The sequence below is a fragment of the Lachnospiraceae bacterium oral taxon 096 genome (assembly GCA_018141845.1).
In the GTDB taxonomy this organism is placed as follows: Bacteria; Bacillota; Clostridia; order Lachnospirales; family Lachnospiraceae; genus F0428.
On the sequence record CP073340.1, the window covers coordinates 2072382 to 2096437 of the forward strand.

Here is a 24056-nt window from a genome sequence, read left to right on the forward strand (position 1 = left end):
TACCTCTTTTATCATTTTTTCAGCTATTAGTTTCATTGTCCGAGGCTAATAGCTGAAAAAATAGTCTCTCACTCTCTTCCATTTGTCTAACAAATTCTTTGTAATTGTTGCTGTATCTTGGAATGACAAATCCTAATTTGATCACATCGATGTCTTCTCTCGGTGATACATTTTTCTCATAAGTAATCCCTTGGTTTAACCTTAAATGGATAAACTGACCATCCCTTTGTTCACCACTTTGGGGGTACAAAAAATAGCCTCTCTTTGACTCAAATCGGAGCATATAAGCTAGAATTTGAAGATAATCTCTGCCATAAATATTTTTTGCTGGCTTATACTTTGCATCGGCAATAACTCGATTGATCGGATTTCTTCCAAGAAAATCAGGATAGATTGTACCAGCCCTATCAAAGAACTTTTGCACACCTAATTTTTTCTTATTCATTGGATGATAAAATTTTTCTCCCAATATAAGATTGAGATACTCTTCCCAGAGCCAAGCTCCATCAAAGAGTATCCCATACATTTTTTGATTTCCCAGATAAAGACTGTGCTGTTGATTTTGCAAAATAAAAAGGCAGAGTTTTTGCAAATCTCCATATTCTCGATAATAGGCGTGTTGAATTGGATTTTTTCTGTTGGCCTCGATCACCTTTCTTCTGTCCGCCATTCGATACTTTAAAGTCACTCGCTCGATGACCATTACCTCTTCCTTCACACCATCTAAAATTGGATGACCATATTTTTTTCCTCGAATTGCCTCAATCGCATGGCGAATTAATTCCATCAAATCATTGTCTACTAAATGTTCTCTCTGTCGATAGGCAATCTTTCCCTGAAATGGGATATTCTTTTGAATATGACTTGCAATGTCCATTCTTCCACGCACATGGGCATTGTTATGAACCTGATCCATATAGTCTCGAAATTTCCCCTTTCTCAACGCCTTTTGAAGATACAGAGGAAACAAAAATGTGAGCCACTCAAATATCTTTTCTTCCTGATTAATGCTTTGAGTGAAGGAGACAAAATTGGGCAAATGCAAAACTTTTTGAAGTAAGTATTGCAAAAAATAATCTTGATTTTCCTCTTTGCAAAAGCGAGAAGTGATCATCAGTTGCTCGTGATCCATACCCAAAATGCCCATAATATTGCCTGTGACATAATTTTCTTTCTCTGACTTTAAAATTACTTGTTCTTCATCTAACTCTAGACTCCAACCCTCAATTTCACTCAAACCATTTGAAAAGACAAATGCTCCCTCTTGTCCAAGCTCTTCTAATTTTTTGTCAGCTATGTGATCAACTAAATTTTGAATGCAATTAAAATCTTCTCTCTTTCTTTTGCTATTGTCAGCCACTTTTAACACATTGATTTTATTGTTCATTTTCCATCACATCACTTCCAAATCTATTTTCATCCCCACAATAGGCAAGATAGAGCTGTCGTATCATTGCTTTTTCGTCATAGAGTCCACGGACATAATCTTGCAAAAGTGGTTCAAGATAATCTCTCCACAATTCATCAAAACCAACCGTCTTTTCTTTTAACTTTAAAAAATACGCCGCTCCAATCTGATAATTTTCATTTAGTCCATCGACAGCTAAAATTGCTGTATTGAGACGATTCATTCTCTCCGTGGCCTCTTTGACCAACTTTTTGTCGCCAAGATGTTCTAACATGAACTGTGTATCCCTTGCTCGAATTTCAATAAAACGAAAACGTCTTCGCATTGCAAAGTCAAAGCTGTCCACTGAGCGATCAATATCATTCATTGTCCCTATAATATAGACATTGGGCGGAATATAAAATTTCTTTTCTGGCTCGGCATGCATATTGGCGTATTGCGTAGAAACCTCCCCTGCCCTTCCCCGACACCCCGGATCAATAGAAAAAAATAATTCTCCAAAAATCTTTGAAATTTCGCCTCGATTAATTTCGTCAATAATAAAGACATATTTTTTTATCTTTTCATCAACAAAAGGATTTTTCTTTAATTTTGATTTAAATTTACTCATCTCCTGAAACAGAGCCAAATCATAGGAATATTCCTGTCTTGCATTCTTTTTCCCAAAAAATCTTGTCACACTCGTTACTTTATCAAAAGTCTCCCCCGAAATCAGCATTTTTCGGATATCATTCATATTCAACGTAATTCGATTTGTCAAGGGATTTCGTGGAATGTAAATTGAAATATAGTGCTCATCCACATCAATAATGGTAAATTGACTTCCTGTGATCGTTTGAAATTGATCCTGTTCAAATTGTATATTTTCAAAGAACAATGCTATAATTTCGTCTGCAAAGGCCTCCTTTGCCTTTTCCTGCCTCGACTCCTTGGCAATTTCAAAATTTTCTCTTGCCCTATCCACAAAGCCTTTAAAAATACCATCTTGAAGCTCAAATCCGATACTTCCATCTTCGTTCATCCTCGGGCGAAGTCCCTCCACAAAATCAGTATAATCATAACTTGGATGAAATTGAACAAATTCTACTTGACTCTTTTGTGCTGGTGACAAATTGGCATAATTATCCTCTGCCCCATCACTGACAATCATCGCTGCAATTTTCTTTGCCAAAAATGATTTTCCCACCCCAGGTGCACCTCGAAAAATCACATTTTTTGATTCCAACAAGCACCGCTCATATTGCTCGTACCGAGTATGTTGAGTTTGATTCAATGATATGTCCTCCTCACTAAATATAAACAGTAAACTGCTCCGACTTATTGAAGTTGGAGTATGAATTTTCAAATCTTTAAACGCCTCAAATATTCCTTCTGCTCTAGTGTAATTCTTCGGCTCTCCACAGCTTTTTGAATAGTCTTATTGTGCGTCCAGATATCTAGTTTTTGCTCTTCTATATATAGTAGAGCTTTGGTATATTGTTTGGCAAGTGCTGTAGCAAAATACCAAGCTACCATCATACGAATATAATATTCCTCAGAGCTAATCTTGGATACCATTTCTAAATAGATTGGATCAAAATCATCATCAAGAAAATGCTCTAAAAGCATTCCAATTCCAAATCGAACCGTATATGTTCTATCCGAACAAACCCACTGTTTTATCTGATCAATCAATTCAGAGCGATTCTTTTTGAATACCTTAGGGGAAAGTTGATCACAGGTTGCCCAGTTATCAACAAATGGCAAAAATTGATTCAACTCTTCTAGGCACTGCTTATTATCTTTTATCTCTGAAATCATAAAAGCATGAAGTTGATTTTCTTCAAAATATTGATGGGGAAGGAAATGCAAAAAATTTTGCATTTCTTTTTGTTTGACAAGCTCCTTTGCATATCTTCGAAGCTCTGGAGTTCTTACTCCGATTATCGTAGTTGATTCTAGTGTTGGAATTAACCTGCACTGAAAATCACGATATTTTTTATCTTGTAGCTCAAAGAGCTTTTTTCTTATCTCTTCAATTTTAACATCCATCATAATCTATTACTACTTTCTTAATTTGCCTCAAAAAGACTTTTGGATGAATATAAAGATTTTCAAGTATTGGAACCAGATCAATATACTCCTCCTCACTGTCTTTATTATGCTTATACTTTGCCATAACAACAAGATAACCATCATTCCACTCTATAACATCAGTATACTTTTCAAGAGAATACGGTGCCTCAAATCGGATAGTATAGTTACCATATTTGAATACTGTAAAATTATCTTCATTACAAATAAATGCACAATTCCCAACCATTCATAGTCCTTTCAAATTAAATAAGAATAGGGTTAGATTAATAAAAACCTTGTGTCATAGCCACTTCACCATCATATACTCATTCACAAACGATCCATCCCTCATTCGTATCGCATCTGGTTTTATTCCTGTAATCCGAAATCCCATTTTTTCATATAGCCCTCTCGCTCTTTTATTTCCCTCAATAAAGTCAAGTTCAATCTGACGGACATCGCCACGAGCTCTGGCCACTTGAAACATCTCTTCAAACATTCTTGTTCCGATACCAAGATTCCAGAATTCTTGCAAAAGGGCAATCGCAACAGAAGCCCGATGACGATCTTTTTTTCTAGTACAAAAAGAAATCTGACAACTTCCTGCAATCCTGCCATCTACAAAACAGATTATCATCATTCTATTCTCACTATCATAGCTCTCCTGAATAAAAGCTCTTTCCTGATCCAGCGTAACCTCAGCCAATTCCTCTGGAAACCTCATCAAAAAATCTGTCTCACTTGATGCCTTTACAATAAATTGAAGCATATCCTCCGCATCATCTTCTGAAGGAGTATGAAGAACTGCCTTTCTCCCATCTTTTAATTTGAACTCTTTTTTCTTAAAAACCATTGCGATGTACCTCCACGACTCAATTTTACTTTATTGAAACACTCCAAATATCCCCGTCTACCAAATATTGAAACTCTGTTAAGTCTGCATTATTAATAACTCTCAAAAGTTCATCAAAATCATTTACTGTATTGATTTCTGAAAGATGCCTGCCATCAATCCATTCCATTTGTCCTTCTTCTGATGAAACAAGTTCTCCTGAAAACTGCTCTGTTTTAAACAGAAATACAATATATCGTCCATTTTTTATTGGAAACTGCTTTACCCCAACCAATTTTGGGTTAGTAACATCCAGTCCTGTCTCTTCTTTCATTTCTCTCTTCACAGCATCAACAAAGGATTCCCCGATCTCGACATGACCTCCTGGAAGTGTATAGCCCTTCCAATCTTCTTTCACCCTGTTCTGTAATAGAATTTTATCTCCATCTTGAATAAGACAAAGCACTGTCAATTCAACATTTTCCGTTCTTGCCATCTTTTTTCTCCTCATCTTATTTCTTTTCCTACTTTATTCTACTACAAATTTTCTATATTCTACTTTTATTATACTTAATTTTCACATTTATTTTCAAGTATTTCACCTTACCTTCTTGCAAAAAAGAGCTTCCAAGTTAAAAAACTTGAAAGCCCCTCTCTATCTTGATCGCATTATCCTATCTATTTTTTTATGCACCGAAAACATGCCACACTTTCTACTCGAGTTATCAAAACTTCCTTGCAAGTTTTTAATAATCTTCTCCTGAGGCTGCTTTCGGTTTCAAATGGTGGTGTAAAAAATCCCCTAGGAACATAAAAGTGCCGTGCAAACCAATCTGTTCTTTTACATCCACCCTTTGTATAAAAACAACCACAAAAGACTCCGCCCGATTTTAGGACACGAAACACCTCTTTGTAAGCTGCATTTTTGTCAGGAAAGACATGGAATCCATTCATGGAAAGCACAATGTCGAAGGAATCATCCGCAAATGGAAGATTTCCCACATCCCCCTGTAAAAAATGGATATTTCTTATTCCCATATGTTCGGCCTTTTCTTGTGCAGATTTCATCATATCGGATGAATAATCTACACAAGTAATCTCTGCACCTGGCAACTTCTTATACTTTGGCATCGTTAGCACTCCTGTTCCCACTGGAATTTCTAGAATTTTTCCTGAAAAATTCTTTGGTATCCCAGATAGAGCTTGATGAATATATTTTCGATTCTTTTCCCTATCCATATTCCACACGAAATAGCAAATTATTTTGCCCAGGAAAGTGGAACAGGTCATCATATGGTCATAGAAGCTCGTATGACCTCCCGTCAGCTGATATGCACCTTGAATTTCTTCTTTTTTCGCCATACACACACCTCCTCAAAATAGGATAGCGTCATGATAAACAACTTATCGATCTCTTAATCCATTATATCTTATCTTATTGATAATCCACACTAATTTCTACAGTATCAAAAAGATCGGAGGAAATCTTTACCATGTTCTTTCCTGCTTGGAAGGCCTCCTTGCTAAGGTCAATAAACTCGTCTTTTCCCGTGCCATAATTTTGCGTCACTTTGAACACATTGCTGTCTCCACGGGAGAAGCTAGATACCTTATGATAAGCTACGCCATTGACAGAAACTTCGGTGCCATCTTTTTTTACTGCTGCAAGAAAGTTCTTTAGTTGAGACTTATTTGCATTGTCAAAGGTGAGTCGAACTGTCTTGTCGAGAGGATAATTGTCTCTCACTGTTGCTCCAACAAAATTAGGAACGCTATATTTACTTGCACTCGTAAATTGAATATCGTTTACGCCGTTACTGAAAACTTATAAAAAGCTAATAAACTTTTATGTTTCATTCCTACTTCATCGAGTATGCTTTCATACTGAATAAATTCAAATACTAATTACAAGTTCTTGTACTCTCCATAGGCGTCAATTCCCGATTAACGTTCGGTACATATCTGTAATAACTTTAAAGTGTTACACTACAGATTGTTTTAAAACATTCTCTCCATACTGCTTTAGATTCAAACTTGCTTGAAAATCTCTATCTATGATGTTTCCACATTCACATTTATAAATTCTGTCAGACAGTTTCAAATCTTTTTTAATATTTCCACAACAACTACATAGTTTAGAACTTGGAAAGAATCTGTCTGCTATAATGACTGAAATATTATTCCAGTTAGACTTATACTCAATCTGCTTTCTAAATTCATAAAAGCATTGTTGTTGTACTGCTTTGGATAAATGCTTATTTTTCATCATTCCACTTACATTCAAATCTTCCATACAGATAAAACTTGGTTTTCGCTTTATGATTTCAGATGTTGTCTGATGTAAGTAGTTTTGACGAATATTTGTTAATCGTTTTATTACTTTTAAAAGTTCTTTTTCTCTTTTTATTATGTTACTTGTTTTACAATAACTGCCTCCTTTCTTATTTTTCTCATATCTTCTTGATATTGAACGCTGTAACCTGCGTTTTTTCTTTTCTATTTTTCTTACTTTTTGTGTTTTATTTATGTTCTTATAAGTATTTCCATCAGAACAAACTGCTAAGTTTTTAATACCTAAATCAATTCCGACACCATCATTTGATGGAAGATTATTATTGTCATCTACTTCAATTCCAATAGATACATACCAATACAATCCATCATATGTAAAGCGTGGATTTAAGTATTTACAGTTAATTGGTATTCTTTCTTTTTCACAAAGTCTAATCCAATTCAATTTTTGTTTATTTCGTCTTTTACTCATTGAAAATCCTTCGACTTTTACATGAGTATCTGTAAACTGAATTTTACCAGTATCTTGATAAAAAGAAGGAGTTGAATGCTTTTTACTTTTAAATTTAGGATATTTGCATTGCCCTTTGAAAAATTTTTTATAGGCATTACAAGCATCTTTGATTGCCTGCTTTGTTACATTATTACTTACTTCATTTAGCCATCTATACTCTGGCAGTTTCTTTAGCTGTGTAAATTCTTTTCGTAATTCATTATCCGATAAGAATTTATTTTTTTGCTTATAGTTCTCTTGTTCCTTTGCAATAGCCCAATTGTAAGCAAATCTCGCACATCCAGCATATTGAAATAGTTGAGTAATCTGTTTATTATTTGGGTATAGTCTGATTTTTATTGATTTTATCATTTTTCACTGTCAACCTCAATTAATTCATTTACTAATTCTCTAGCTTTATTAGCACGTTTGCCTTGTAATTTACAACTAAAAACTGTGATAATTTGAACTAAATCTTCTACAAGCTCTTGCTGTTCTGGTTTTTCTGTATTATCAATTATTTCTATGTCACAATTATATAAACTTGCAACATATTCAACTAATTCAAATCCAAATCTTAATAATCTGTCTTTATAAAGAACTACAACTTTTTCCACTTCATGCTGAGATATACGTTTGATTAATTCTCTTAAACCCTTTTTCTTATAATTAATTCCAGAACCTATATCCGAAATTATTTCATAAGGTTTCCCTTGAGCATTTAGATACAGCTTCATATTCTCTATTTGTCTTTCTAAATCATCTTTTTGTTTATTGCTTGAAACTCTGCAATATCCAATGACAATTCTATTCAAATCAGATTTTATATTCATAACCTGATTTAATTGTTCATGAGAATAATATCTGTATCCATTACTAGACACATGATGTGGATGAAGTTTACCGTTTGCATCCCAATTTCTAAGTGTTTGGGCTGATACTCCTAAAATTCTTGAAAATTCTCTGATAGAATAGTATTTACTCATAATTAAAGTTCTTAAAGCCTCCTTTTCAATATTTATATTTTATTCTATCATTAAAACTTATAAAAATCAACACATATTTATAATTTTTTTATAAATTACTCTTAACAGTTGCTTGCCTCTGTTGCTGGAGCTACGGTTGTCGCCTCCACCGTCTTGGTTGGAGCAATCGTAGGCTTTACTCTAGTCCTTGAAGATCTTCCTCCTCGTCCACTTGAAGAAGATCCACCCGACTTCTTTCCACCAGTAGATTTCTGTGGTGTCTTTATTGTCTTTATCCCTTTTTCTGGTACATAGGCAACTTTGCCTCTTTCGACATAGCGACCATCTATATTGACATAATAGCCATCTGGTGTAATTGTGCCAGCAAGCATATCTCCACTTGTACTGAAGTAATAGCAATAGCCATCAATCCACTGCCATCCTGTGAGCATTGCACCACTGGATGGATTGGTATCCAAAAAATACCATTTTCCGTTATCAAAGAGCCAACCACTCTTCATAACACCAGTTATAGGATCGAGATAATACCACTTTCCATTGGACTTTAGCCAACCTTTAGCATTACTCTTATTGTCATTTTTATAAGTCCACTGCCCGCCCTTGTAATTCCAAGAACCAGCATATATTGTCAATGGATTGGACATCATTAAAATAGATAGGACGACCGCTCCACTTTTCAATATAACACTTCGCTTTCCCATGTTCCTCCCTCTTTGCAATTAAAATATAATTAGTATCTACTAATTACTGTCCATAAAAAAATGTCATCTGTGGGTATCCGGATTTCCACCACAATGGCATTCTCATAAGACTATTTTCTTTCATTACTTTCTATTAGAGTCCCCTAACACATTATAGTATATCAAAATCTATACTTTTTTCAAGAAAAATTTAAAAATCCCCCTGATAGCATAGACATCAGAGGGGGATTTTTTCATTTTTTATAGGAACTTGGAACTATGATTTTGAATCAATCCCAGGAATATGTCCTTAGCTACTTCCAGATTTTCATCTACAAAGTCATACGAGACTGTGTGAAGGGGTGGATAGTCCTCACCATTGCCAATATAGAAAATCGCACCCTTGCACTTTTTTAAATACCAGCCAAAATCTTCTGAAGCTCGCCAAAGCTCTGGCATAAAGACTACTTTTCTATTCTGCTCTTTTGCCACAGCAACAACCTTATCTAAAGACTCATCATGATTTCTTGTCTCTGGAAATGGATCATCTTCAGTAAATGAAACAAAAAATCCACCATTCTTTGCAAGATCTTTGGCCTTATCTCGAAGAAGATTCTCAAGCTCTTCCATCTCTGATTCATTTTCTGCACGAAGCGTCATGGAGATCTCTCCCTCGCCCGCAGACACACCAAAATTTTTACTTCCAACTTGGACATTGACCACGGTACAAAGAAACATTCCATCGTGCTCTCTGTGAAGTTCTTCTTCAATCAAAGCAATGATTTTCCCAATGGCAAAGGTCGGATTCTTTCCCTCTTCGGGATTACTTGCATGGGAGGTTTTTCCCTCAAAGCGAATGGTCAAACCTTTTGAGGCTGGCTGAGTCAATCCTCTGCGAACCACAATGCTTCCCTGTGGAAATCCTCCGAGATTATGGAAGGCAAAGATTTCTGAAATTTTCTTTTCTTCAATCAATTGAACACACTCCTGTGCCCCCTTTCCCACTTCCTCGGCATGCTGAAAAATTAAATAGATATCAAAGCCCAAATCATCCGCCTCATTTAATTCCATTGCCAGACCACAAAGGGCAGCACAATGCCCATCGTGACCACATTTATGGGAAACTCCTGGAACTGTAGACGAGTAGGAACAGTCCAAATTTTCTTCTATGGGCAGGGCATCCATATCTGCTCGAAAGGCCATTGGCGGATACTTCTTTTTTTCGCTTGGCTTTAAAAGATAAAACCAATGTCCCCTATCTTCTATCAAAAGATTGGAAGCATTTTCTTTAAGAAAAGCCTTTAGTGCTTCCTTGGTCTTTTTTTCCTGCAAAGAAAGTGCAGGATGGGCATGAAGGTGATGGCGCAATTTTATGATTTTTTCTACAATATCTCTTCTCATAATGTTAGTCCCATCATTTTTTCGCTCACCTTTTCCAGTGCCTGTGCACTTCTTCCAAAGATGCGAACGGCAATATCTCCCGAAGCCAATTTTGTCACACCGCCGTCGACATCCTCGCTCTGATCAAGTATCTCTCTTAGCATCTCCACTGTTTGCTTACTCTGCGAACAGGTGAGAAAAATATTGTCGATATGGCGATTATTTTCATACATTCCCATTCCTGCCATATCAAATTCTGATGGAATAAATCTTGTGTTATCTCGATAAATTAATTGTTCCCCTCGATAAATATGGACGAGATTGTAATAATAGCGATATAAAAATTCCTCACCATAGCCATAACGACCACAGGTAAAAATCTCATTCATCCGAAATTGAGCACTTTCATCTTCAAGATAAATGTCCATACAATTTTCAAATGCCGAATCTCGGAAAGGAATCGTTGCCTGTGGGTTAAAAGCAAAAAAGGCATTTTTTGCCACTTTGATCTGAGTGTGACGCTTTGCACAATCTTTTTCCATTGGATGAACTTTGTCATAGGATTGGGAGACAAATTCCACATAGGCCCCTTCCCTGATATCAAAACAAAATTCATGGCGGTCACCATCCATAATTCCTGCAGAAGCAGCCAAGAGCATTACTCGAATTCCACCATTTTTGAGCGGAAACGGCTTCATAATCTTATATGGTGCCGTAAAGTCCACATCAGTAAGAACCGTCTTTCCATCTCTTACCTCCGCCCTAATACTCAACTTTGAAGTTTTCCCAAAATGATTGTGTTCTCCCTGCATCACTAGGCAAGATCCTCCAAAAGAACATTCTTCTTAATCCAATCAATAATGGTATCTACATTTTCTCCGCCGCGAATATTGGTAAAGACAAATGGCTTATCTCCACGCATTTTCTTTGAATCTCTGTCCATCACCTCAAGACTTGCACCGACATGTGGAGCAAGGTCAATCTTGTTGATCACCAAAAGATCCGACCTCGTAATACCAGGACCACCCTTTCTTGGAATCTTATCTCCCTCTGCGACATCAATGACAAAGATGGTCGCATCGACAAGCTCTGGAGAAAATGTTGCCGAGAGATTATCTCCACCACTCTCAATAAATAAGAGCTGGATGTCTGGATAGCGAGTCATCATCTCATCCACAGCCTCTAAGTTCATCGAGCAGTCCTCACGAATTGCTGTGTGTGGGCATCCCCCTGTTTCCACACCAATAATACGCTCCCTTGGCATAACTGAATTTTTTGCCAAAAACTCTGCATCTTCCTGTGTGTAGATATCATTGGTAATAACACCAATGCTATAGTCCTTGGACATTCTTCTTGTCAATGCCTCAATAAGTGCAGTCTTTCCTGAACCGACAGGTCCAGCAACACCAATCTTTGTGTAAGCCATAATTTTCTCCTCATTCTTCTCTAATTTTTCCGTTTTGTATCTTAAGACATATAAATCCTTGAATACAATGTTTCGTGCTGTATGCTACGCAAATCAAATCCCGGCGTAGACAAACACAGCATCTCCTCCCCCAGTGTCTTCATCTTTGACAAGAGCTCATCTAAATGTGAATGTAGATGGTACAAAATATTTTGACCGTCGGATTGACTCAATGGAATCGCCTTCACACAATTTGTCACCATCGCAGAGGTCTGGGCATACATAAAGTTTAGCAACACCTCATCCTCATCCATTCCCATACAAGCACAAAATGTACCATAGGCACATGGGTGACAGGTTGATTTTCCCTCTCTCTTTTTGAGGTAGCTCTGATAAAAGGCACTCTCTCTTGATGCATCTAGATTATGAAGTGTCTTAATAAAGCGGTTACCTAGCTTTCGTGAGGCCTCTCGAAGCTCCAGGGGAATTCTTGATGCCTCCATGATCTCTTCAAGTTCATTGAGCTTTTCTAAGTTTTCCTCTTTTGCTGCCAAAAAAGCAAGGTGAACGGCCAAAAAATCTGTATAGAGCAGATTGTAGCCCAATCGCTTTTGAATGTATTCCCTCGCTGATTGCACATCACACACCCGCCCCTGCTGAATGTAGGTCTCTAGTCCATAGGAGTGAGAATATCCTCCAATGGGAAAGAGGGCATCATTGATTTGCAATAACATCAATTTTTGATCTGTATTCATTGTTCTCCCCTAGTGATGATGGTGATGAATGCTGGCAGAAACTCTATGTTCAAAATCAAGCTTTTCTACTGCCCTTTCCACATCAATACCATGCATTTTCTTTAGCATCACCAACATTGGCTCATCATATGGAGTGACAAAGGAAAAATCATCATGCCCATAAAACAGCGGTGCGTGACGATTTCCAATCTCATAGCAGACCTTGGCCACCATAAAGGCATGGTCTCGGTGCACATGAATTTTAATCACTTCGCAAGCTGGAGTATGTACAGCAATAATCATTTGATCGTCTGCATAGATGACATCTCCCTCATAGAGACCTCGCACAAGTACACTATCATCCATGCGAAGCCCCACTTCAAGTCCACTTTCTGTCTGCTTTCTGTGGACCTTCTTTGTCGACTCCGCCCACTCGATATCAATATATTCTATTTTCTTTCCAGTAGGATCAAAATCCTCAATTTTTCCAAGAATTTTTTCACAAATCATATTTCCTCCTTATAAAAAACGCCTCGAAACGGTGTCCGAGGCATTTTTCTATGTTCCATTATTATGGATTACCACTTTCCAACCATCATCAACAATCCTGGAATCCAAGCCGTCACCACTCCTTCAAATACCTGAAGATATGGCACAAACTTTCCCAGACTCTTCTTACAAATGGTCTCCACAAAGGCGGTTCCCCAAAGGATGGCCCAAAGATACCAAATGGCTGCCCAACGCCAATCCGGCGTAATATTTAATGCTGCATTGCCCACAAAACCTTCCTGTGTTCCGAAAATAAAAGCATTAATAGCAACGAATGTTGAAAACCATGCAAATGGAATGGCACTCAAGTTTAATAAATTATTAAATGCTACAAATAAGTAGGTAAAGCCAAACAACAAACCTGTTCCAGCAGCATAGTAATTGCCCTGAATGAGATTAAGCACATTGATAACAACAGAAAGTCCACCAGTCAAAATATTCATCACTGCTGCCGACTTTCCATCCACATGATATAGTGTGCACATACCATTGTTAATCAGTACAATACCTACAAAGAGAAGACAAACGCCTAACATACCTTTCCCCCAAATATTAGAATAAGTTATACATCTGTGTCAATGGCAAGTGATCTGCTGCCTTTGATGTGATGTGTTCTCCATCAACCTTTACCTCATAGGTCTCTGGGTTGACTTCAATTGTTGGTGTGGCATCATTAAACTTCATATCCTTCTTGCCCACATTTCTGCATCCCATTACAGGAAGAACGGTCTTTTGTAAGTGATACTTCTGAGCCACATTCTCTTCGATTGCTGCTTTTGACACAAAAGTAAGGCAGGACTTCATCTTCGCACTGCCATGTGCAGCAAACATTGGCTTATACATTACAGGCTCGCAAGTTGGAATAGAAGCATTTGCATCTCCCATCTTTGCTGCAACAATCATTCCACCCTTGATAATGATATCTGGCTTTACACCAAAAAATGCTGGATTCCAAAGAACAAGATCTGCAAACTTACCAATCTCTACAGAACCAACATACTGACTGATACCATGAGTAATTGCTGGATTAATCGTATACTTTGAGATAAATCTCTTGGCTCTAAAGTTATCATTGTCATGACCTGCATCTTCCTTTAATGCACCACGCTCGTCCTTCATCTTGCTCGCTGTCTGCCATGTTCTTGTGATTACCTCACCGACACGTCCCATCGCTTGAGAGTCAGAACTCATCATACTAAAGACACCCATATCATGCAATACATCCTCTGCAGCAATAGTCTCCGGACGAATTCTTGAATCTGCAAAAGCTACATCCTCTGGAATTCTCTTGTCAAGGTGATGGCAAACCATCAGCATATCCAAGTGCTCATCCAATGTATTTACTGTAAAAGGCATTGTTGGGTTTGTTGAAGAAGGCAATACATTGGCCGCAGCTGCTGCACGAATAATATCTGGTGCATGACCACCACCAGCACCCTCGGTATGATATGTATGGATGGTTCTTCCGCCAATCGCAGCTAATGTATCCTCTACACAACCGCCCTCATTTAATGTATCGGTGTGAATGGCTACCTGAACATCATAGGCATCAGCTACATTTAAGCAGTGATTAATCACCGCTGGTGTTGCACCCCAGTCCTCATGAATCTTTAATCCCATCACACCAGCCTTCACCTGATCAACAAGTGGAGCTTCATCAGAGCAATTTCCCTTGCCCAAAAGACCAATATTCATTGGATACTCATCTGCTGCACGAAGCATCATCTCAATATTCCATGGTCCAGGTGTACAAGTTGTTGCATTTGTTCCATCAGCTGGACCTGTACCACCACCAATCATGGTCGTCACTCCAGAATAGAGTGCTGTGTCAATCTGCTGAGGGGAAATGTAGTGAATATGTGTATCAATTCCACCTGCAGTCAAAATCAATCCCTCTCCAGCGAGAGCCTCTGTTGATGCACCAACCGTCATTCCCGGTGTCACACCATCCATGATATCTGGATTTCCAGCCTTTCCAATGCCTGCAATCTTTCCGTCCTTAATACCAATATCTGCCTTATAAATTCCTGTGTAATCTAAAACCAAGCAATTGGTGATGACAAGATCCAGATCTCCATTTGCACTTGTTGTAGTTACGGACTGTCCCATACCATCGCGCAATGTCTTTCCGCCACCAAACTTTGACTCATCACCATAGGTTGTATAATCTTTTTCTACTTCAATCACAAGACTTGTATCTGCAAGACGCACCTTGTCCCCTGTTGTTGGGCCATACATCATTGCATACTTATCTGCTGAAATCTTATAGCTCATCTTCTTACCTCCATCAGTTTATAAAAAACCTTTAAGCTTTGCATTTTCCATAGACTCTGCCTTTGTCGCATCTGTCGCCTGAGCACGTGTGAGGTCATTTAAGCCAAACACTCTCTTATTTCCGCCAATTGCTGTCAATTGCACCTTCTTCTCCTCACCTGGTTCAAAACGGACAGAAGTTCCTGATGGAATATCAAGATGGAATCCATACACCTTTTCTCTGTCGAAAGAAAGACATCGATTTACCTCAAAAAAATGATAGTGTGATCCAACCTGAACTGGTCGATCTCCCTTATTCGTCACTACAACTTGAACAGTTTCTTTCCCAGCATTGAGCTCAATTTCTCTGTCCTTTGGCATAATTTCTCCAATTTTCATTTTTCTCCCCCCTTACTGAATCGGATTGTGTACAGTAACTAATTTTGTACCATCTGGGAATGTTGCCTCAACCTGTACTTCAGTCACAAGGTCGCTCACTCCAGCCATTACATCATCAACGGTCAAAATCTTTGTGCCAAGGCGCATAAGCTCTGTTACGGTCTTTCCATCTCTTGCAAGCTCCATAAGCTCAGAACTAATGTAGGCGATGGCCTCCACATAGTTGAGTTTTACCCCCCTATCTTTTCTCTCTTTTGCGAGTGTTCCTGCAAGATGGAGCATCAATTTCTCCTGTTCTTTTGGTGTCAGACGCATAATATATCCTCCTTTCGTAAAAAAAGAGACGCCAAGGAAACCTCCTTGGCGTCTTTGCCTCAAAATCGAGAATATTATACTCTATTTTCAGTCTTCTTTCAATACCTTTTATTCACTTTCTATTTCCGCCTTAAATACCATAATCGTGTCTGCATCGGAGCAACAAAATTCTGCGGTATTTTTTGGCTGCCCTGGAATCGATCCGCCATAGCGCAAAATGTCAATATAGGGAAATGCACAATGCATTGCCATCGGACAAATTTTTCCCCTCTCGGTATCATAGTCAAACACTTCCCCTACATGATGCCCTCTGTGGCATCCCATCTTTCCCCTTCGATCAGTCACTGTAATCTTAATTTTTGGTCGTCTTGCCATCCTTCTCCTCACTAAATTAATAAAATATGCCCCAGTAAATCCTTCGTATATGAATTCTTTGGATGATGTAAAACTTCCTCTGTCCTTCCCTGTTCCACAATTTCTCCATCATACATAATCAATATGCGATCACAAAAATTGCTGACTAGGGCAAGGTCATGAGAAACAAAGACCACACTAATATGATTGCTCTTTCGTAAATCTACCAACAATTCAATAATATTCTTTTGCACACAGACATCGAGTGCACTTGTAATTTCATCGCAAAGCAATACCTTCGGCATCACCAAAAGTGCCCTCGCAATCGCTGCTCTTTGACATTGTCCCCCAGAGAGTTGATGAGGATAACAATGTTCACATTCGCTAGATAATCCCACTTTGGCCAATTGCTCCCCATTATCTACCTTCACATTACAAAGATGTCTTTGTACTTCATCAAAGGATTGACCAATGGTTTTTTGTGGATCAAATGAGCTTCTTGCATCTTGAAAAATCATTTGCACATTTTGATAGAAATCTTTTTGATGACTTTGTATTGGTCTATTTTCAAGGAGCACTTCTCCACGATTTGGTCGAACCAGCCCAGCCATGGTGCGAAGAAGCGTCGTCTTTCCACTGCCACTTTCTCCAATAATGCCAAGGATCTCTCCACTTTGTAAATCTACATTGATGTCTTTTAATGCCCATCGCCTGCCATAACGCTTTCCTACTCCCTGAATTTTCATCACTTCCATATCTTCCTCTTTCCAAGCCTTGGCACAGCCTCCAATAACTCCTTTGTATACTCTGCCCTTGGATTGGCAATGACCTCATCTGTGCTTCCACTCTCCACAATTTTTCCATCCTTTAGTACTACAATCTTGTCACAAAGAGCCATGGCCAGTGCCAGATTATGGGTAATCATCATCATGGCCACTCCTTGATTTCTTCGAAGTCTCGCAAGCTCTTGAACAATCTCATATTCCACTCGAGCATCAAGTGCACTTGTCGGTTCATCGCAAAGTAAAATCTTTGGTTCTAAAATGAATGCCAATGCAATGGCCACTCTTTGTTGCATACCCCCAGAAAGCTCAAAAGAATATGCTCGATAGATGCACTCTGGTTCCTTCAGCCTCAAAAGTTGAAAGAGGGAAATCGCCCTCTTTTTAATCTCTTTCTTGCTCCAATTCTTTTTTGCGCGCACAGTCTCCTCAAATTGTTTTCCAATTCTTCTTGTCGGTACGAGTGCAGCCGTAGAATTTTGAAAGACAGTTCCCAATTGATCGCCAAGATACATGGCCTTGTTCTCTGGTAGCATATGTAAAAAGTCAATTTCACGAAAAAGGATCTTTCCTGTCTCGACTTTTAACTCCTTTTTTAATCCCAAAATGCTGTGAAAAATTGTGCTCTTCCCACTTCCGCTCTCACCGACAATCCCAAGAATCTCTCCTTCACTGATAGAAAAGGAAATCTCCTCCAGTACCTTATTTTCTCCATAGCTACAACTGAGTCCTTCCACTTCAAGTACCTTCACCTATTCACCTCCCTTGTCCAAATCTACACTAATTTGGCGATATTGCGAAGGGCTCAAAATAAATCCCTGTACATTTTTCTTTGTCACCGCATTAGAATGTGCAAATCCAATACACTCCATGTAGTAGGCATCACTATAAATTTGTACCAACTGCCTTGCAATCTCTGTCCGCTCTTGCTGTCCTGTGGCAGTTAAAAATTGATTCAATAATTCATCTGCTCTGCTATCTGAAAAATGATTAAAATTAGAAACTCCTTCCCTACCCATGACATCCTCCAAAAAACTCTGTGGGTCTCCCTTTGGCAAGGTAACAACTGTGTAGAGTCCCAAATCATAATTTCCATTTTTTAGATAACTTGAATCCATATTTTTAGTAATATCTGCAAAAATTCCAATATTGCGAAGAGAAGTAATGAGCTGTGTGGCTACCTGCTCATTGGACAATCTTTGATAATAGTGAATATGCAACTGAACTTTTTTTCCATCCTTTTCAAGATATCCATCGCCATCTTCATCTCGATATCCACTTTGCTCAAGGATTTCTCTAGCCCTCTCAACATCATATTTTGCTATTTTTACCTCACTGTCTCCAAAACCTGTCGAGTCTGGAAATGGGGTATTGGTCGGCGTCATATTCTTGTAAAATAAATATTGTGCCATTTCCTCCTTATTGATGGCCAAATGAATGGCCTCGCGAAGAGGTTTTTCCACGGTTTCAGGATTATAATACACCGCATAGAGCCTTGAAGTTTCAATGGATTGTGCATGATACTTTTTCAAATTTTCAAAGATGCGATAACTTTGCTCATTTAAAGCCACAAAGGCATCCAGCTCCCCATTATCTAATGCCATAGCTCCTGTCTCTTTGTCAAAGACTTTCTTGACCACTACCTTGTCCATCTTTGGCTTGCCATCCCAATAATATGGATTAGGTCTTAAAATAATATGCCGATCGGCAACAAATTCCTCACAAGTATAAGGTCCACTGCCCACAATATGATTTTCATCGCTGTGATCCAAATCAATCATACAAGCATAAGGATCTGCTAAATCCCCAATCAAAGATGCCCTTGGCTGTGCCATCGTGATTCGAATTGTATTGCCAAAAATTTCATAGCTGGCATTTTCTAAAAACTTTGCTCTCTTATTCTTTTTTGCAATGTGCTCAAAATTTTTCACCACCATCTGCGGTGTCAAAGTATCTCCGTCTGAAAATAAAATGCCTGACTTTAAATCAATTTCCCATATATTTGCAGAAATCGCCCGATAGCCACTGGCCAACCATGGCTGAGGATGTAAATTTTCATCCAGTGAAAATAAAGTTTCTCCAATGCCATAGCGCATAGTGTACCATCCATCCCATTCATTAGATGGGTCAATCCCCTTTGAAAACTCCTCTGTTCCCATAGTAAACACTTTTTCTTTTTTTTGATTTCTCTGCGAACATCCCATAAGCAGAAACGCCATGACAAAAATCAGAAACCATCGTCTCATCGCCTACCTCCCTGTAACATCCGTCCCAAAATATTAAAAATAAATACCGTGAAAACAACAAAGAGTGCAGGAAAAAAGCTCACCCATGGTGCATTCGTTATATACAATCTTCCCTCGCTAATCATGGCTCCCCACTCTGGCTGTGTCGCCTTTGCTCCAATACCCAAAAAACTCAACCCTGAAAGTCCCATCAAAATGCTAGCAAAGTTTAATGTCATTGTCACCAACAAAATATCCTTGATATTTCCTAAAATATGAAAAAAGATAATCTCCCCGTGGCTGAGACCAGAAAATCTCAGTGCTGTAACATAATTTTTTTCTTTTTCCTTCAAGGTGGCTGAGCGAGCAAGTCTTGCATAGAGTGTCCAATTGCTCAATCCAAGAGCAATCATTGCATTTTTTAGCCCTCCGCCCAATATGCCCGCAATTCCAATTGCCACAATCATTTGTGGAAAAGCCAAAAAAATATCACAAATCCCCATCAATAGCTGATCCCATTTTCCACCTTGATATCCACTAAACATTCCAAAGACAATCCCAAATATTCCAGAAATTAATATAACCATGGCTGTTGCCATAATACTCGTTCGCCCCGCCACAATACTTCTAATCAGGATATCTCGCCCATAAAAATCACTGCCAAAGAAAAATTCTTTGCCTGGTGGCTGTAAACTATTGGAAAGCTGAGCATCATTTGCCCCTTTTTGGATAAGCAATGGCCCAAAGCACAACAAAAGGACAAAGAAAAAAATGAGAATAAAAAATAAATACTTAGCTCTCTTTTGCATAATCTCTGCCTCCTATTCGAATTCTCGGATCGAGCACACCATACAATAGATCAGTAAATAAATTGATAACAATATAGCTCAATGCCATAAAAAGCACAATCCCCTGAACCACAGGAATGTCCAGTGCACTGACACTATCTACCATTAATTTTCCAAGTCCCGGCCAATTAAAAATACTCTCCACAACCGCCACTCCCCCAAGCAGCGAGCCAAAGGACATTCCTACAATAGTCACCAATTCCACACTCACATTTTTTAACACGGTGTGGATCAAAATACTTCGCCTTGAAATTCCTCTAGCCAACATTCCATAAACATATTCCTGATGAAGTTCATTTCTTGTCATCACTTCAATTTGCTGAATGTACTTTCCACTCATCCCAATACTCAGAGTCAGTACTGGCATAATTCCCCCAACTAGTTTACTTTCTGTTAGAATTGGAATTAAATGGAGGCGTGATGAAAGTAAATACATCAACCCAAGGGCCACAATAAAGTTTGGCAAAGAAATCACTAGCGTGCAAATCCATTGAATGGCTTTTGATGATTTTTTCTCCCCATGTATTGCCACAAAAAATCCAAATGGAATCGAAATCAGCAAAGTCAAAAATAAGGATGCAAAAGCCAAAACTACAGTATAGGGTATGGCAATCGACAACTTTTTTATGACAGGAATAGCATCGGCAAAGGATTCTCCAAAATCGCCGTGCAAAATTCCCCTCCACCAATGCAGATATTGACCAATAAATCCAACATTTAGCCCATTTTTCTCCTGAAACTCAAACAGCATCTCCTTTGTCGGTGTCACACCAAGTTGATGAAAATGAATCTGTGCAGGGTCAAGCGGACTAAAATATAACAGTAAAAAAGTCAATATCGTCACACCAAGAACCACAGGAATGGCCTTGATGATTCTAAAAAAAATATATTTCATTCTACTTTCCTCTATCGCTATTCTTCAAAATGGACCATAGGATCCATCGCCTTCACTTCTTTGATCACTTCTTCCTTTGTACTTAAAAATGCTCCCTGAACCATTTCCTTCGTTCCACCACCTCGACCATTTAGTGTGGCATTTAACTTTTTACCTATTTCTCTGGCATCCCCTGTCTTCGTCCCAATGACATAGGAATATTGTGACGAAAGTTTTGAACCAATGATCACCGTCTTTACACAAGTTTCCCTAAGCAAAAAATCACAAAATTGGCGAATCTGTACAGGCTCCATATTTTCTACTAAAATCAAATACACCCCCTCCACCCATTTTCTTGAGGTCTTATATAGCATAAAATACTCTCGATACAAACTACCTAGTTTTTTCTCTCTTTCTTCCTTTTCTCTCCTTTGGCTCTGCAAAGCTTCTTCAAGTGTGTCTATATTGCTAGAAAGCATTCTACTGACCCTTTGTAGTAGTTCATGCTTCTTCCGATAATCATCAAGTGCATCCTTTCCACAGACCATTTCCACACGCACGCCCCCCTTATAGTTCATGATCGAGAGACATTTGATCATTCCAATTTCTCCTGTGGTATGTACATGAGTTCCACAACAGGCACACAAATCTGCCCCATCAATCTCAATTAAGCGTACATTCCCTGATAATTCCTTCTTGCTTCGATAATGAAGATCCTTTAATTGCTCCTTTGAAGGCCAAAGAACACTCACTTTCCGATCTTGTACTACAATGGCATTGGCCTTATTTTCAATTTCCATCAATTCATTCCAAGTGAGAACCCCATCAAAATCAATGGTCATTGCCCCTTTTGTCTGAGCAGATTGTGTGTCCATGTGAAATCCCACATTGTTGTAGCCAAACTTCTTGTTCACCAGTCCTGATAGAATGTGCTCTCCCGAGTGATTTTGTGTGTTTCTCATTCTTCTGTCCCAATCAATAATGCAATGAACATGCCCACAATCTAGCGGTGCATCTGTATAATGAACAACCTTCCCCTTCTCTATTTGTACATCGAGCACATCGATCTCTTGACCATTCCCTATTATTTTTCCATGGTCACTCGGCTGACCTCCACCTTCTGGATAAAAGCCCTCTGTATCAAGTACAATGCGAAAATACTCCCCTGCATTTTCGCAGGAGAGCACTGTAGCATCAAATTCTTTGATATCCTTATAATATAATGCTTCCCTATTCATCAACTACCCCTGTAAAATTTTTTCTATATTCAATCGCTTATAGTAAATAAATAATGTGACAGAGCTTAAAGTCCATGTAATCGGATAGACTAAATAAGTCGTCACAATGCTGTGTACAAAAATTTCGGTCACAGATAAGAAAATAATCCTTACAATACACCAACAGACTAAAAAGACAATCATCGGCACAGCTGGTTTCCCAATGCCACGAAGTACCGCTCCCATGGCATGAGTAAATGCACACAAAAAGAAAAACATCACCACAAATTTGCAGCGATCATAGCCAAATTGAATGACTTGAGGCGTATGATCAAACAGACCAAGCAGTGGCTTTGCAAAAATAAGCATCAAAATGCCCAGCACTTGAGCCGACACTAAAATGATTCCAATGCCAAATCGCACACCTCTTTTAATCCTTTCTTCCTGCCTTGCTCCCATATTTTGGCTGACAAATGTTGTCAATGCCAGTGCAAAACTAGTCACAGGAATAAACAAAAATCCCTCAATCTTGACATAAGCTCCAATTCCAGCCATTGCCATTGCACCATAGGCATTGATATAGGATTGAATGACCACATTGGAAAAGGACATCACTGAATTTTGAATTCCTGCTGGCAAACCTTGATCGATAATTCTCCTTGCCATCGAAAGGTTCAACCGAATTTTCCCTGGCACCAAGCGATAATCTGCCTTTACTCTCAACAGTTGAACCATACACAAAAATGCAGAGACAAGCTGGGAGATTCCCGTGGCCAATGCAGCAGCTCCGACACCCTTGTGCATTCCTCGAATAAAAGCAAGATCAAGAACCACATTAATGATGGAAGAGATCATCAAATAGTACAGCGGATGCCGACTATCTCCTGCTGCCTGTAAAATGCCCACAAAAATATTATACATGACAAAGCCCACAGATGCCAAAAAATAAATTTGAAAATAAGTAACTGAATCGCCAAGCACTTCTTCTGGTGTACCCATCAATTGTAATACAGGCTTTGCAAATATTGTTCCGATAAAAGTCATCAAAATACTGCCAATCATACCAATAACTACCGTTGTGTGTACAGCCACCTCTGCTCCCTTGGCATCCCTTGCCCCCAAGTAGCGACCAATAATGACACCTGCTCCCGAGGCGATGCCACTAAAGAATCCAACGATTAAAAAAATTAAATTTCCAGAAGTGCTCACCGCTGCAAGGGCATTGCTGCCCAAATATCTTCCCACAATCAAAGAATCTGCCGCATTGTACAATTGTTGAAATAAATTCCCCAAAAATAAAGGAATGGCAAATTCAATGATACATCTTTGCACACTGCCAGAAGTCAATAATTGTTCCTGTTTGTCCATTTATCTTGCCTCTAAAAACATACTTTCTAAAAGATGAATCCCTGTCTTTGTTTGAAATACATTTTCTCTCATCTTCTTTGCCATTTTTGTGTACTTTTCATCTTCTCCCGCATTGGCTAAAAAGTCAGCTTCAAGTAATACCTGATGAGCCAAACTAATAGGATGATAGGTGTGATGAAGGCCAACCAGTTCGGCCACTCGCATGATTTCTTCCTCGCTCACATCTGTATCAGCAAAAAATTCCTTTACCATCTCCTTTCCCATTTCTTCCTGTTTATCTCCTGGTGCGCATCCATAAATTGGTCGAAGCTTCGGACAGGCGATATCATGTACAATGGCTGATAATTCCACAATTCTTTCCTCCTTCTCATCCAATCCACTGCACTCTCCAATGATCTTTGCATATCCCCATACCCGCAAAAAATGAGCAATGTCATGCTCATTTCCTTCACTAAAATCAATCATTTTTACAATGACTTCACTAATTGTCATTTTTTCTCTCCTTTTTTACAATTTTATTTTTATTATTATATTCTCTATTTTTCCAAAAATATAGTTCTTGCACATACCACATTCAGGGATTATAATAGCTTAGTTAAGAGGTCAA

At 38.6% G+C, this 24056-nt stretch carries 27 protein-coding genes and 1 pseudogene; all 28 read right to left on the reverse strand.

The annotated features are described in order from the left end of the window. Window positions 1-19 precede the first annotated feature (19 nt). Window positions 20-1387: a hypothetical protein gene (locus J5A74_09995; GenBank protein QUI95685.1), complete on the reverse strand. Its 1368-nt coding sequence runs from the start codon at window positions 1385-1387 to the stop codon at window positions 20-22. Beyond that, the gene (locus tag J5A74_10000) at window positions 1377-2558 is read right to left on the reverse strand and encodes an AAA family ATPase (GenBank protein ID QUI96889.1); all 1182 of its coding nucleotides are present in this window, start codon (window positions 2556-2558) and stop codon (window positions 1377-1379) included. The genes J5A74_09995 and J5A74_10000 overlap by 11 nt, the downstream gene beginning before the upstream one ends. A gap of 191 nt (window positions 2559-2749) precedes the next feature. Continuing rightward, entirely contained in the window at window positions 2750-3442 is a 693-nt protein-coding gene (locus J5A74_10005) for a DNA alkylation repair protein (GenBank protein QUI95686.1), read from the reverse strand. Further along, on the reverse strand, window positions 3429-3710 hold the full coding sequence (locus tag J5A74_10010; GenBank protein QUI95687.1) for a hypothetical protein: 282 nt from the start codon (window positions 3708-3710) through the stop codon (window positions 3429-3431). Before J5A74_10010 ends, J5A74_10005 begins: the two co-directional genes overlap by 14 nt. 54 nt (window positions 3711-3764) lie before the next feature. Continuing rightward, window positions 3765-4316, reverse strand: a complete 552-nt coding sequence (locus J5A74_10015; protein QUI95688.1) for a GNAT family N-acetyltransferase — start codon at window positions 4314-4316, stop codon at window positions 3765-3767. A gap of 25 nt (window positions 4317-4341) precedes the next feature. After that, complete coding sequence (locus J5A74_10020; protein QUI95689.1) at window positions 4342-4791, reverse strand: 8-oxo-dGTP diphosphatase; 450 nt, start codon at window positions 4789-4791, stop codon at window positions 4342-4344. A 182-nt stretch (window positions 4792-4973) separates the two neighbouring features. Then, window positions 4974-5657 (reverse strand): class I SAM-dependent methyltransferase, encoded by a 684-nt coding sequence (locus J5A74_10025; protein QUI95690.1) that lies wholly within the window; start codon window positions 5655-5657, stop codon window positions 4974-4976. A 73-nt stretch (window positions 5658-5730) separates the two neighbouring features. Further along, window positions 5731-6042: a DUF1533 domain-containing protein gene (locus J5A74_10030; GenBank protein QUI95691.1), complete on the reverse strand. Its 312-nt coding sequence runs from the start codon at window positions 6040-6042 to the stop codon at window positions 5731-5733. A 234-nt stretch (window positions 6043-6276) separates the two neighbouring features. Beyond that, entirely contained in the window at window positions 6277-7452 is a 1176-nt protein-coding gene (locus J5A74_10035; GenBank protein ID QUI95692.1) for a transposase, read from the reverse strand. Continuing rightward, window positions 7449-8066, reverse strand: coding sequence for an IS607 family transposase (locus J5A74_10040; GenBank protein ID QUI95693.1), 618 nt, complete (start codon window positions 8064-8066; stop codon window positions 7449-7451). Before J5A74_10040 ends, J5A74_10035 begins: the two co-directional genes overlap by 4 nt. Window positions 8067-8167: 101 nt before the next feature. Next, on the reverse strand, window positions 8168-8767 hold the full coding sequence (locus J5A74_10045) for a hypothetical protein (GenBank protein QUI95694.1): 600 nt from the start codon (window positions 8765-8767) through the stop codon (window positions 8168-8170). 240 nt (window positions 8768-9007) lie between these two features. Beyond that, window positions 9008-10147, reverse strand: a complete 1140-nt coding sequence (locus J5A74_10050; protein QUI95695.1) for an amidohydrolase — start codon at window positions 10145-10147, stop codon at window positions 9008-9010. Continuing rightward, a complete protein-coding gene (locus tag J5A74_10055) occupies window positions 10144-10938 on the reverse strand; it encodes an urease accessory protein UreD (GenBank protein ID QUI95696.1) in 795 nt (264 codons plus the stop codon). The genes J5A74_10050 and J5A74_10055 overlap by 4 nt, the downstream gene beginning before the upstream one ends. 2 nt (window positions 10939-10940) lie before the next feature. After that, entirely contained in the window at window positions 10941-11552 is a 612-nt protein-coding gene (gene ureG, locus J5A74_10060; GenBank protein ID QUI95697.1) for an urease accessory protein UreG, read from the reverse strand. Window positions 11553-11593: 41 nt separating this feature from the next. Next, window positions 11594-12286, reverse strand: coding sequence for an urease accessory protein UreF (locus J5A74_10065; protein ID QUI95698.1), 693 nt, complete (start codon window positions 12284-12286; stop codon window positions 11594-11596). A 9-nt stretch (window positions 12287-12295) separates the two neighbouring features. Continuing rightward, on the reverse strand, window positions 12296-12775 hold the full coding sequence (locus tag J5A74_10070) for an urease accessory protein UreE (GenBank protein ID QUI95699.1): 480 nt from the start codon (window positions 12773-12775) through the stop codon (window positions 12296-12298). Between the two features lie 68 nt (window positions 12776-12843). Next, window positions 12844-13350: an AmiS/UreI family transporter gene (locus J5A74_10075; GenBank protein QUI95700.1), complete on the reverse strand. Its 507-nt coding sequence runs from the start codon at window positions 13348-13350 to the stop codon at window positions 12844-12846. Window positions 13351-13366: 16 nt separating this feature from the next. After that, complete coding sequence (ureC, locus tag J5A74_10080) at window positions 13367-15088, reverse strand: urease subunit alpha (GenBank protein QUI95701.1); 1722 nt, start codon at window positions 15086-15088, stop codon at window positions 13367-13369. A gap of 18 nt (window positions 15089-15106) precedes the next feature. Continuing rightward, window positions 15107-15781 (reverse strand): annotated as a pseudogene (gene ureA / locus J5A74_10085) (urease subunit gamma). 108 nt (window positions 15782-15889) lie between these two features. Next, on the reverse strand, window positions 15890-16156 hold the full coding sequence (locus J5A74_10090) for a TIGR04076 family protein (GenBank protein ID QUI95702.1): 267 nt from the start codon (window positions 16154-16156) through the stop codon (window positions 15890-15892). 11 nt (window positions 16157-16167) lie between these two features. Continuing rightward, window positions 16168-16890 (reverse strand): ABC transporter ATP-binding protein, encoded by a 723-nt coding sequence (locus J5A74_10095; protein QUI95703.1) that lies wholly within the window; start codon window positions 16888-16890, stop codon window positions 16168-16170. Continuing rightward, window positions 16881-17669 carry an ABC transporter ATP-binding protein gene (locus tag J5A74_10100; GenBank protein ID QUI95704.1) on the reverse strand — a complete coding sequence of 263 codons (789 nt, stop codon included), beginning with the start codon at window positions 17667-17669 and terminating at the stop codon, window positions 16881-16883. The genes J5A74_10095 and J5A74_10100 overlap by 10 nt, the downstream gene beginning before the upstream one ends. Continuing rightward, on the reverse strand, window positions 17670-19163 hold the full coding sequence (locus J5A74_10105) for a hypothetical protein (protein ID QUI95705.1): 1494 nt from the start codon (window positions 19161-19163) through the stop codon (window positions 17670-17672). Further along, window positions 19160-19951 carry an ABC transporter permease gene (locus J5A74_10110; GenBank protein ID QUI95706.1) on the reverse strand — a complete coding sequence of 264 codons (792 nt, stop codon included), beginning with the start codon at window positions 19949-19951 and terminating at the stop codon, window positions 19160-19162. Before J5A74_10110 ends, J5A74_10105 begins: the two co-directional genes overlap by 4 nt. Further along, a complete protein-coding gene (locus tag J5A74_10115) occupies window positions 19935-20885 on the reverse strand; it encodes an ABC transporter permease (protein QUI95707.1) in 951 nt (316 codons plus the stop codon). Before J5A74_10115 ends, J5A74_10110 begins: the two co-directional genes overlap by 17 nt. Before the next feature lie 17 nt (window positions 20886-20902). Next, complete coding sequence (locus J5A74_10120) at window positions 20903-22102, reverse strand: alanyl-tRNA editing protein (protein QUI95708.1); 1200 nt, start codon at window positions 22100-22102, stop codon at window positions 20903-20905. A gap of 3 nt (window positions 22103-22105) precedes the next feature. Then, a complete protein-coding gene (locus tag J5A74_10125; protein QUI95709.1) occupies window positions 22106-23449 on the reverse strand; it encodes an MATE family efflux transporter in 1344 nt (447 codons plus the stop codon). Next, window positions 23450-23941 (reverse strand): HD domain-containing protein, encoded by a 492-nt coding sequence (locus J5A74_10130; protein QUI95710.1) that lies wholly within the window; start codon window positions 23939-23941, stop codon window positions 23450-23452. Window positions 23942-24056 lie beyond the last annotated feature (115 nt).

Bases quoted from the DNA above. Each gene is read 5' to 3' on its own strand.
- J5A74_09995 (QUI95685.1), bottom strand. From the start codon at position 1,387: ATGAACAATAAAATCAATGTGTTAAAAGTGGCTGACAATAGCAAAAGA.
- J5A74_10000 (QUI96889.1), bottom strand. From the start codon at position 2,558: ATGATTGTCAGTGATGGGGCAGAGGATAATTATGCCAATTTGTCACCA.
- J5A74_10005 (QUI95686.1), bottom strand. From the start codon at position 3,442: ATGATGGATGTTAAAATTGAAGAGATAAGAAAAAAGCTCTTTGAGCTA.
- J5A74_10010 (QUI95687.1), bottom strand. From the start codon at position 3,710: ATGGTTGGGAATTGTGCATTTATTTGTAATGAAGATAATTTTACAGTA.
- J5A74_10015 (QUI95688.1), bottom strand. From the start codon at position 4,316: ATGGTTTTTAAGAAAAAAGAGTTCAAATTAAAAGATGGGAGAAAGGCA.
- J5A74_10020 (QUI95689.1), bottom strand. From the start codon at position 4,791: ATGGCAAGAACGGAAAATGTTGAATTGACAGTGCTTTGTCTTATTCAA.
- J5A74_10025 (QUI95690.1), bottom strand. From the start codon at position 5,657: ATGGCGAAAAAAGAAGAAATTCAAGGTGCATATCAGCTGACGGGAGGT.
- J5A74_10035 (QUI95692.1), bottom strand. From the start codon at position 7,452: ATGATAAAATCAATAAAAATCAGACTATACCCAAATAATAAACAGATT.
- J5A74_10040 (QUI95693.1), bottom strand. From the start codon at position 8,066: ATGAGTAAATACTATTCTATCAGAGAATTTTCAAGAATTTTAGGAGTA.
- J5A74_10045 (QUI95694.1), bottom strand. From the start codon at position 8,767: ATGGGAAAGCGAAGTGTTATATTGAAAAGTGGAGCGGTCGTCCTATCT.
- J5A74_10050 (QUI95695.1), bottom strand. From the start codon at position 10,147: ATGAGAAGAGATATTGTAGAAAAAATCATAAAATTGCGCCATCACCTT.
- J5A74_10055 (QUI95696.1), bottom strand. From the start codon at position 10,938: ATGCAGGGAGAACACAATCATTTTGGGAAAACTTCAAAGTTGAGTATT.
- ureG (QUI95697.1), bottom strand. From the start codon at position 11,552: ATGGCTTACACAAAGATTGGTGTTGCTGGACCTGTCGGTTCAGGAAAG.
- J5A74_10065 (QUI95698.1), bottom strand. From the start codon at position 12,286: ATGAATACAGATCAAAAATTGATGTTATTGCAAATCAATGATGCCCTC.
- J5A74_10070 (QUI95699.1), bottom strand. From the start codon at position 12,775: ATGATTTGTGAAAAAATTCTTGGAAAAATTGAGGATTTTGATCCTACT.
- J5A74_10075 (QUI95700.1), bottom strand. From the start codon at position 13,350: ATGTTAGGCGTTTGTCTTCTCTTTGTAGGTATTGTACTGATTAACAAT.
- ureC (QUI95701.1), bottom strand. From the start codon at position 15,088: ATGAGCTATAAGATTTCAGCAGATAAGTATGCAATGATGTATGGCCCA.
- J5A74_10090 (QUI95702.1), bottom strand. From the start codon at position 16,156: ATGGCAAGACGACCAAAAATTAAGATTACAGTGACTGATCGAAGGGGA.
- J5A74_10095 (QUI95703.1), bottom strand. From the start codon at position 16,890: ATGGAAGTGATGAAAATTCAGGGAGTAGGAAAGCGTTATGGCAGGCGA.
- J5A74_10105 (QUI95705.1), bottom strand. From the start codon at position 19,163: ATGAGACGATGGTTTCTGATTTTTGTCATGGCGTTTCTGCTTATGGGA.
- J5A74_10110 (QUI95706.1), bottom strand. From the start codon at position 19,951: ATGCAAAAGAGAGCTAAGTATTTATTTTTTATTCTCATTTTTTTCTTT.
- J5A74_10115 (QUI95707.1), bottom strand. From the start codon at position 20,885: ATGAAATATATTTTTTTTAGAATCATCAAGGCCATTCCTGTGGTTCTT.
- J5A74_10120 (QUI95708.1), bottom strand. From the start codon at position 22,102: ATGAATAGGGAAGCATTATATTATAAGGATATCAAAGAATTTGATGCT.
- J5A74_10125 (QUI95709.1), bottom strand. From the start codon at position 23,449: ATGGACAAACAGGAACAATTATTGACTTCTGGCAGTGTGCAAAGATGT.
- J5A74_10130 (QUI95710.1), bottom strand. From the start codon at position 23,941: ATGACAATTAGTGAAGTCATTGTAAAAATGATTGATTTTAGTGAAGGA.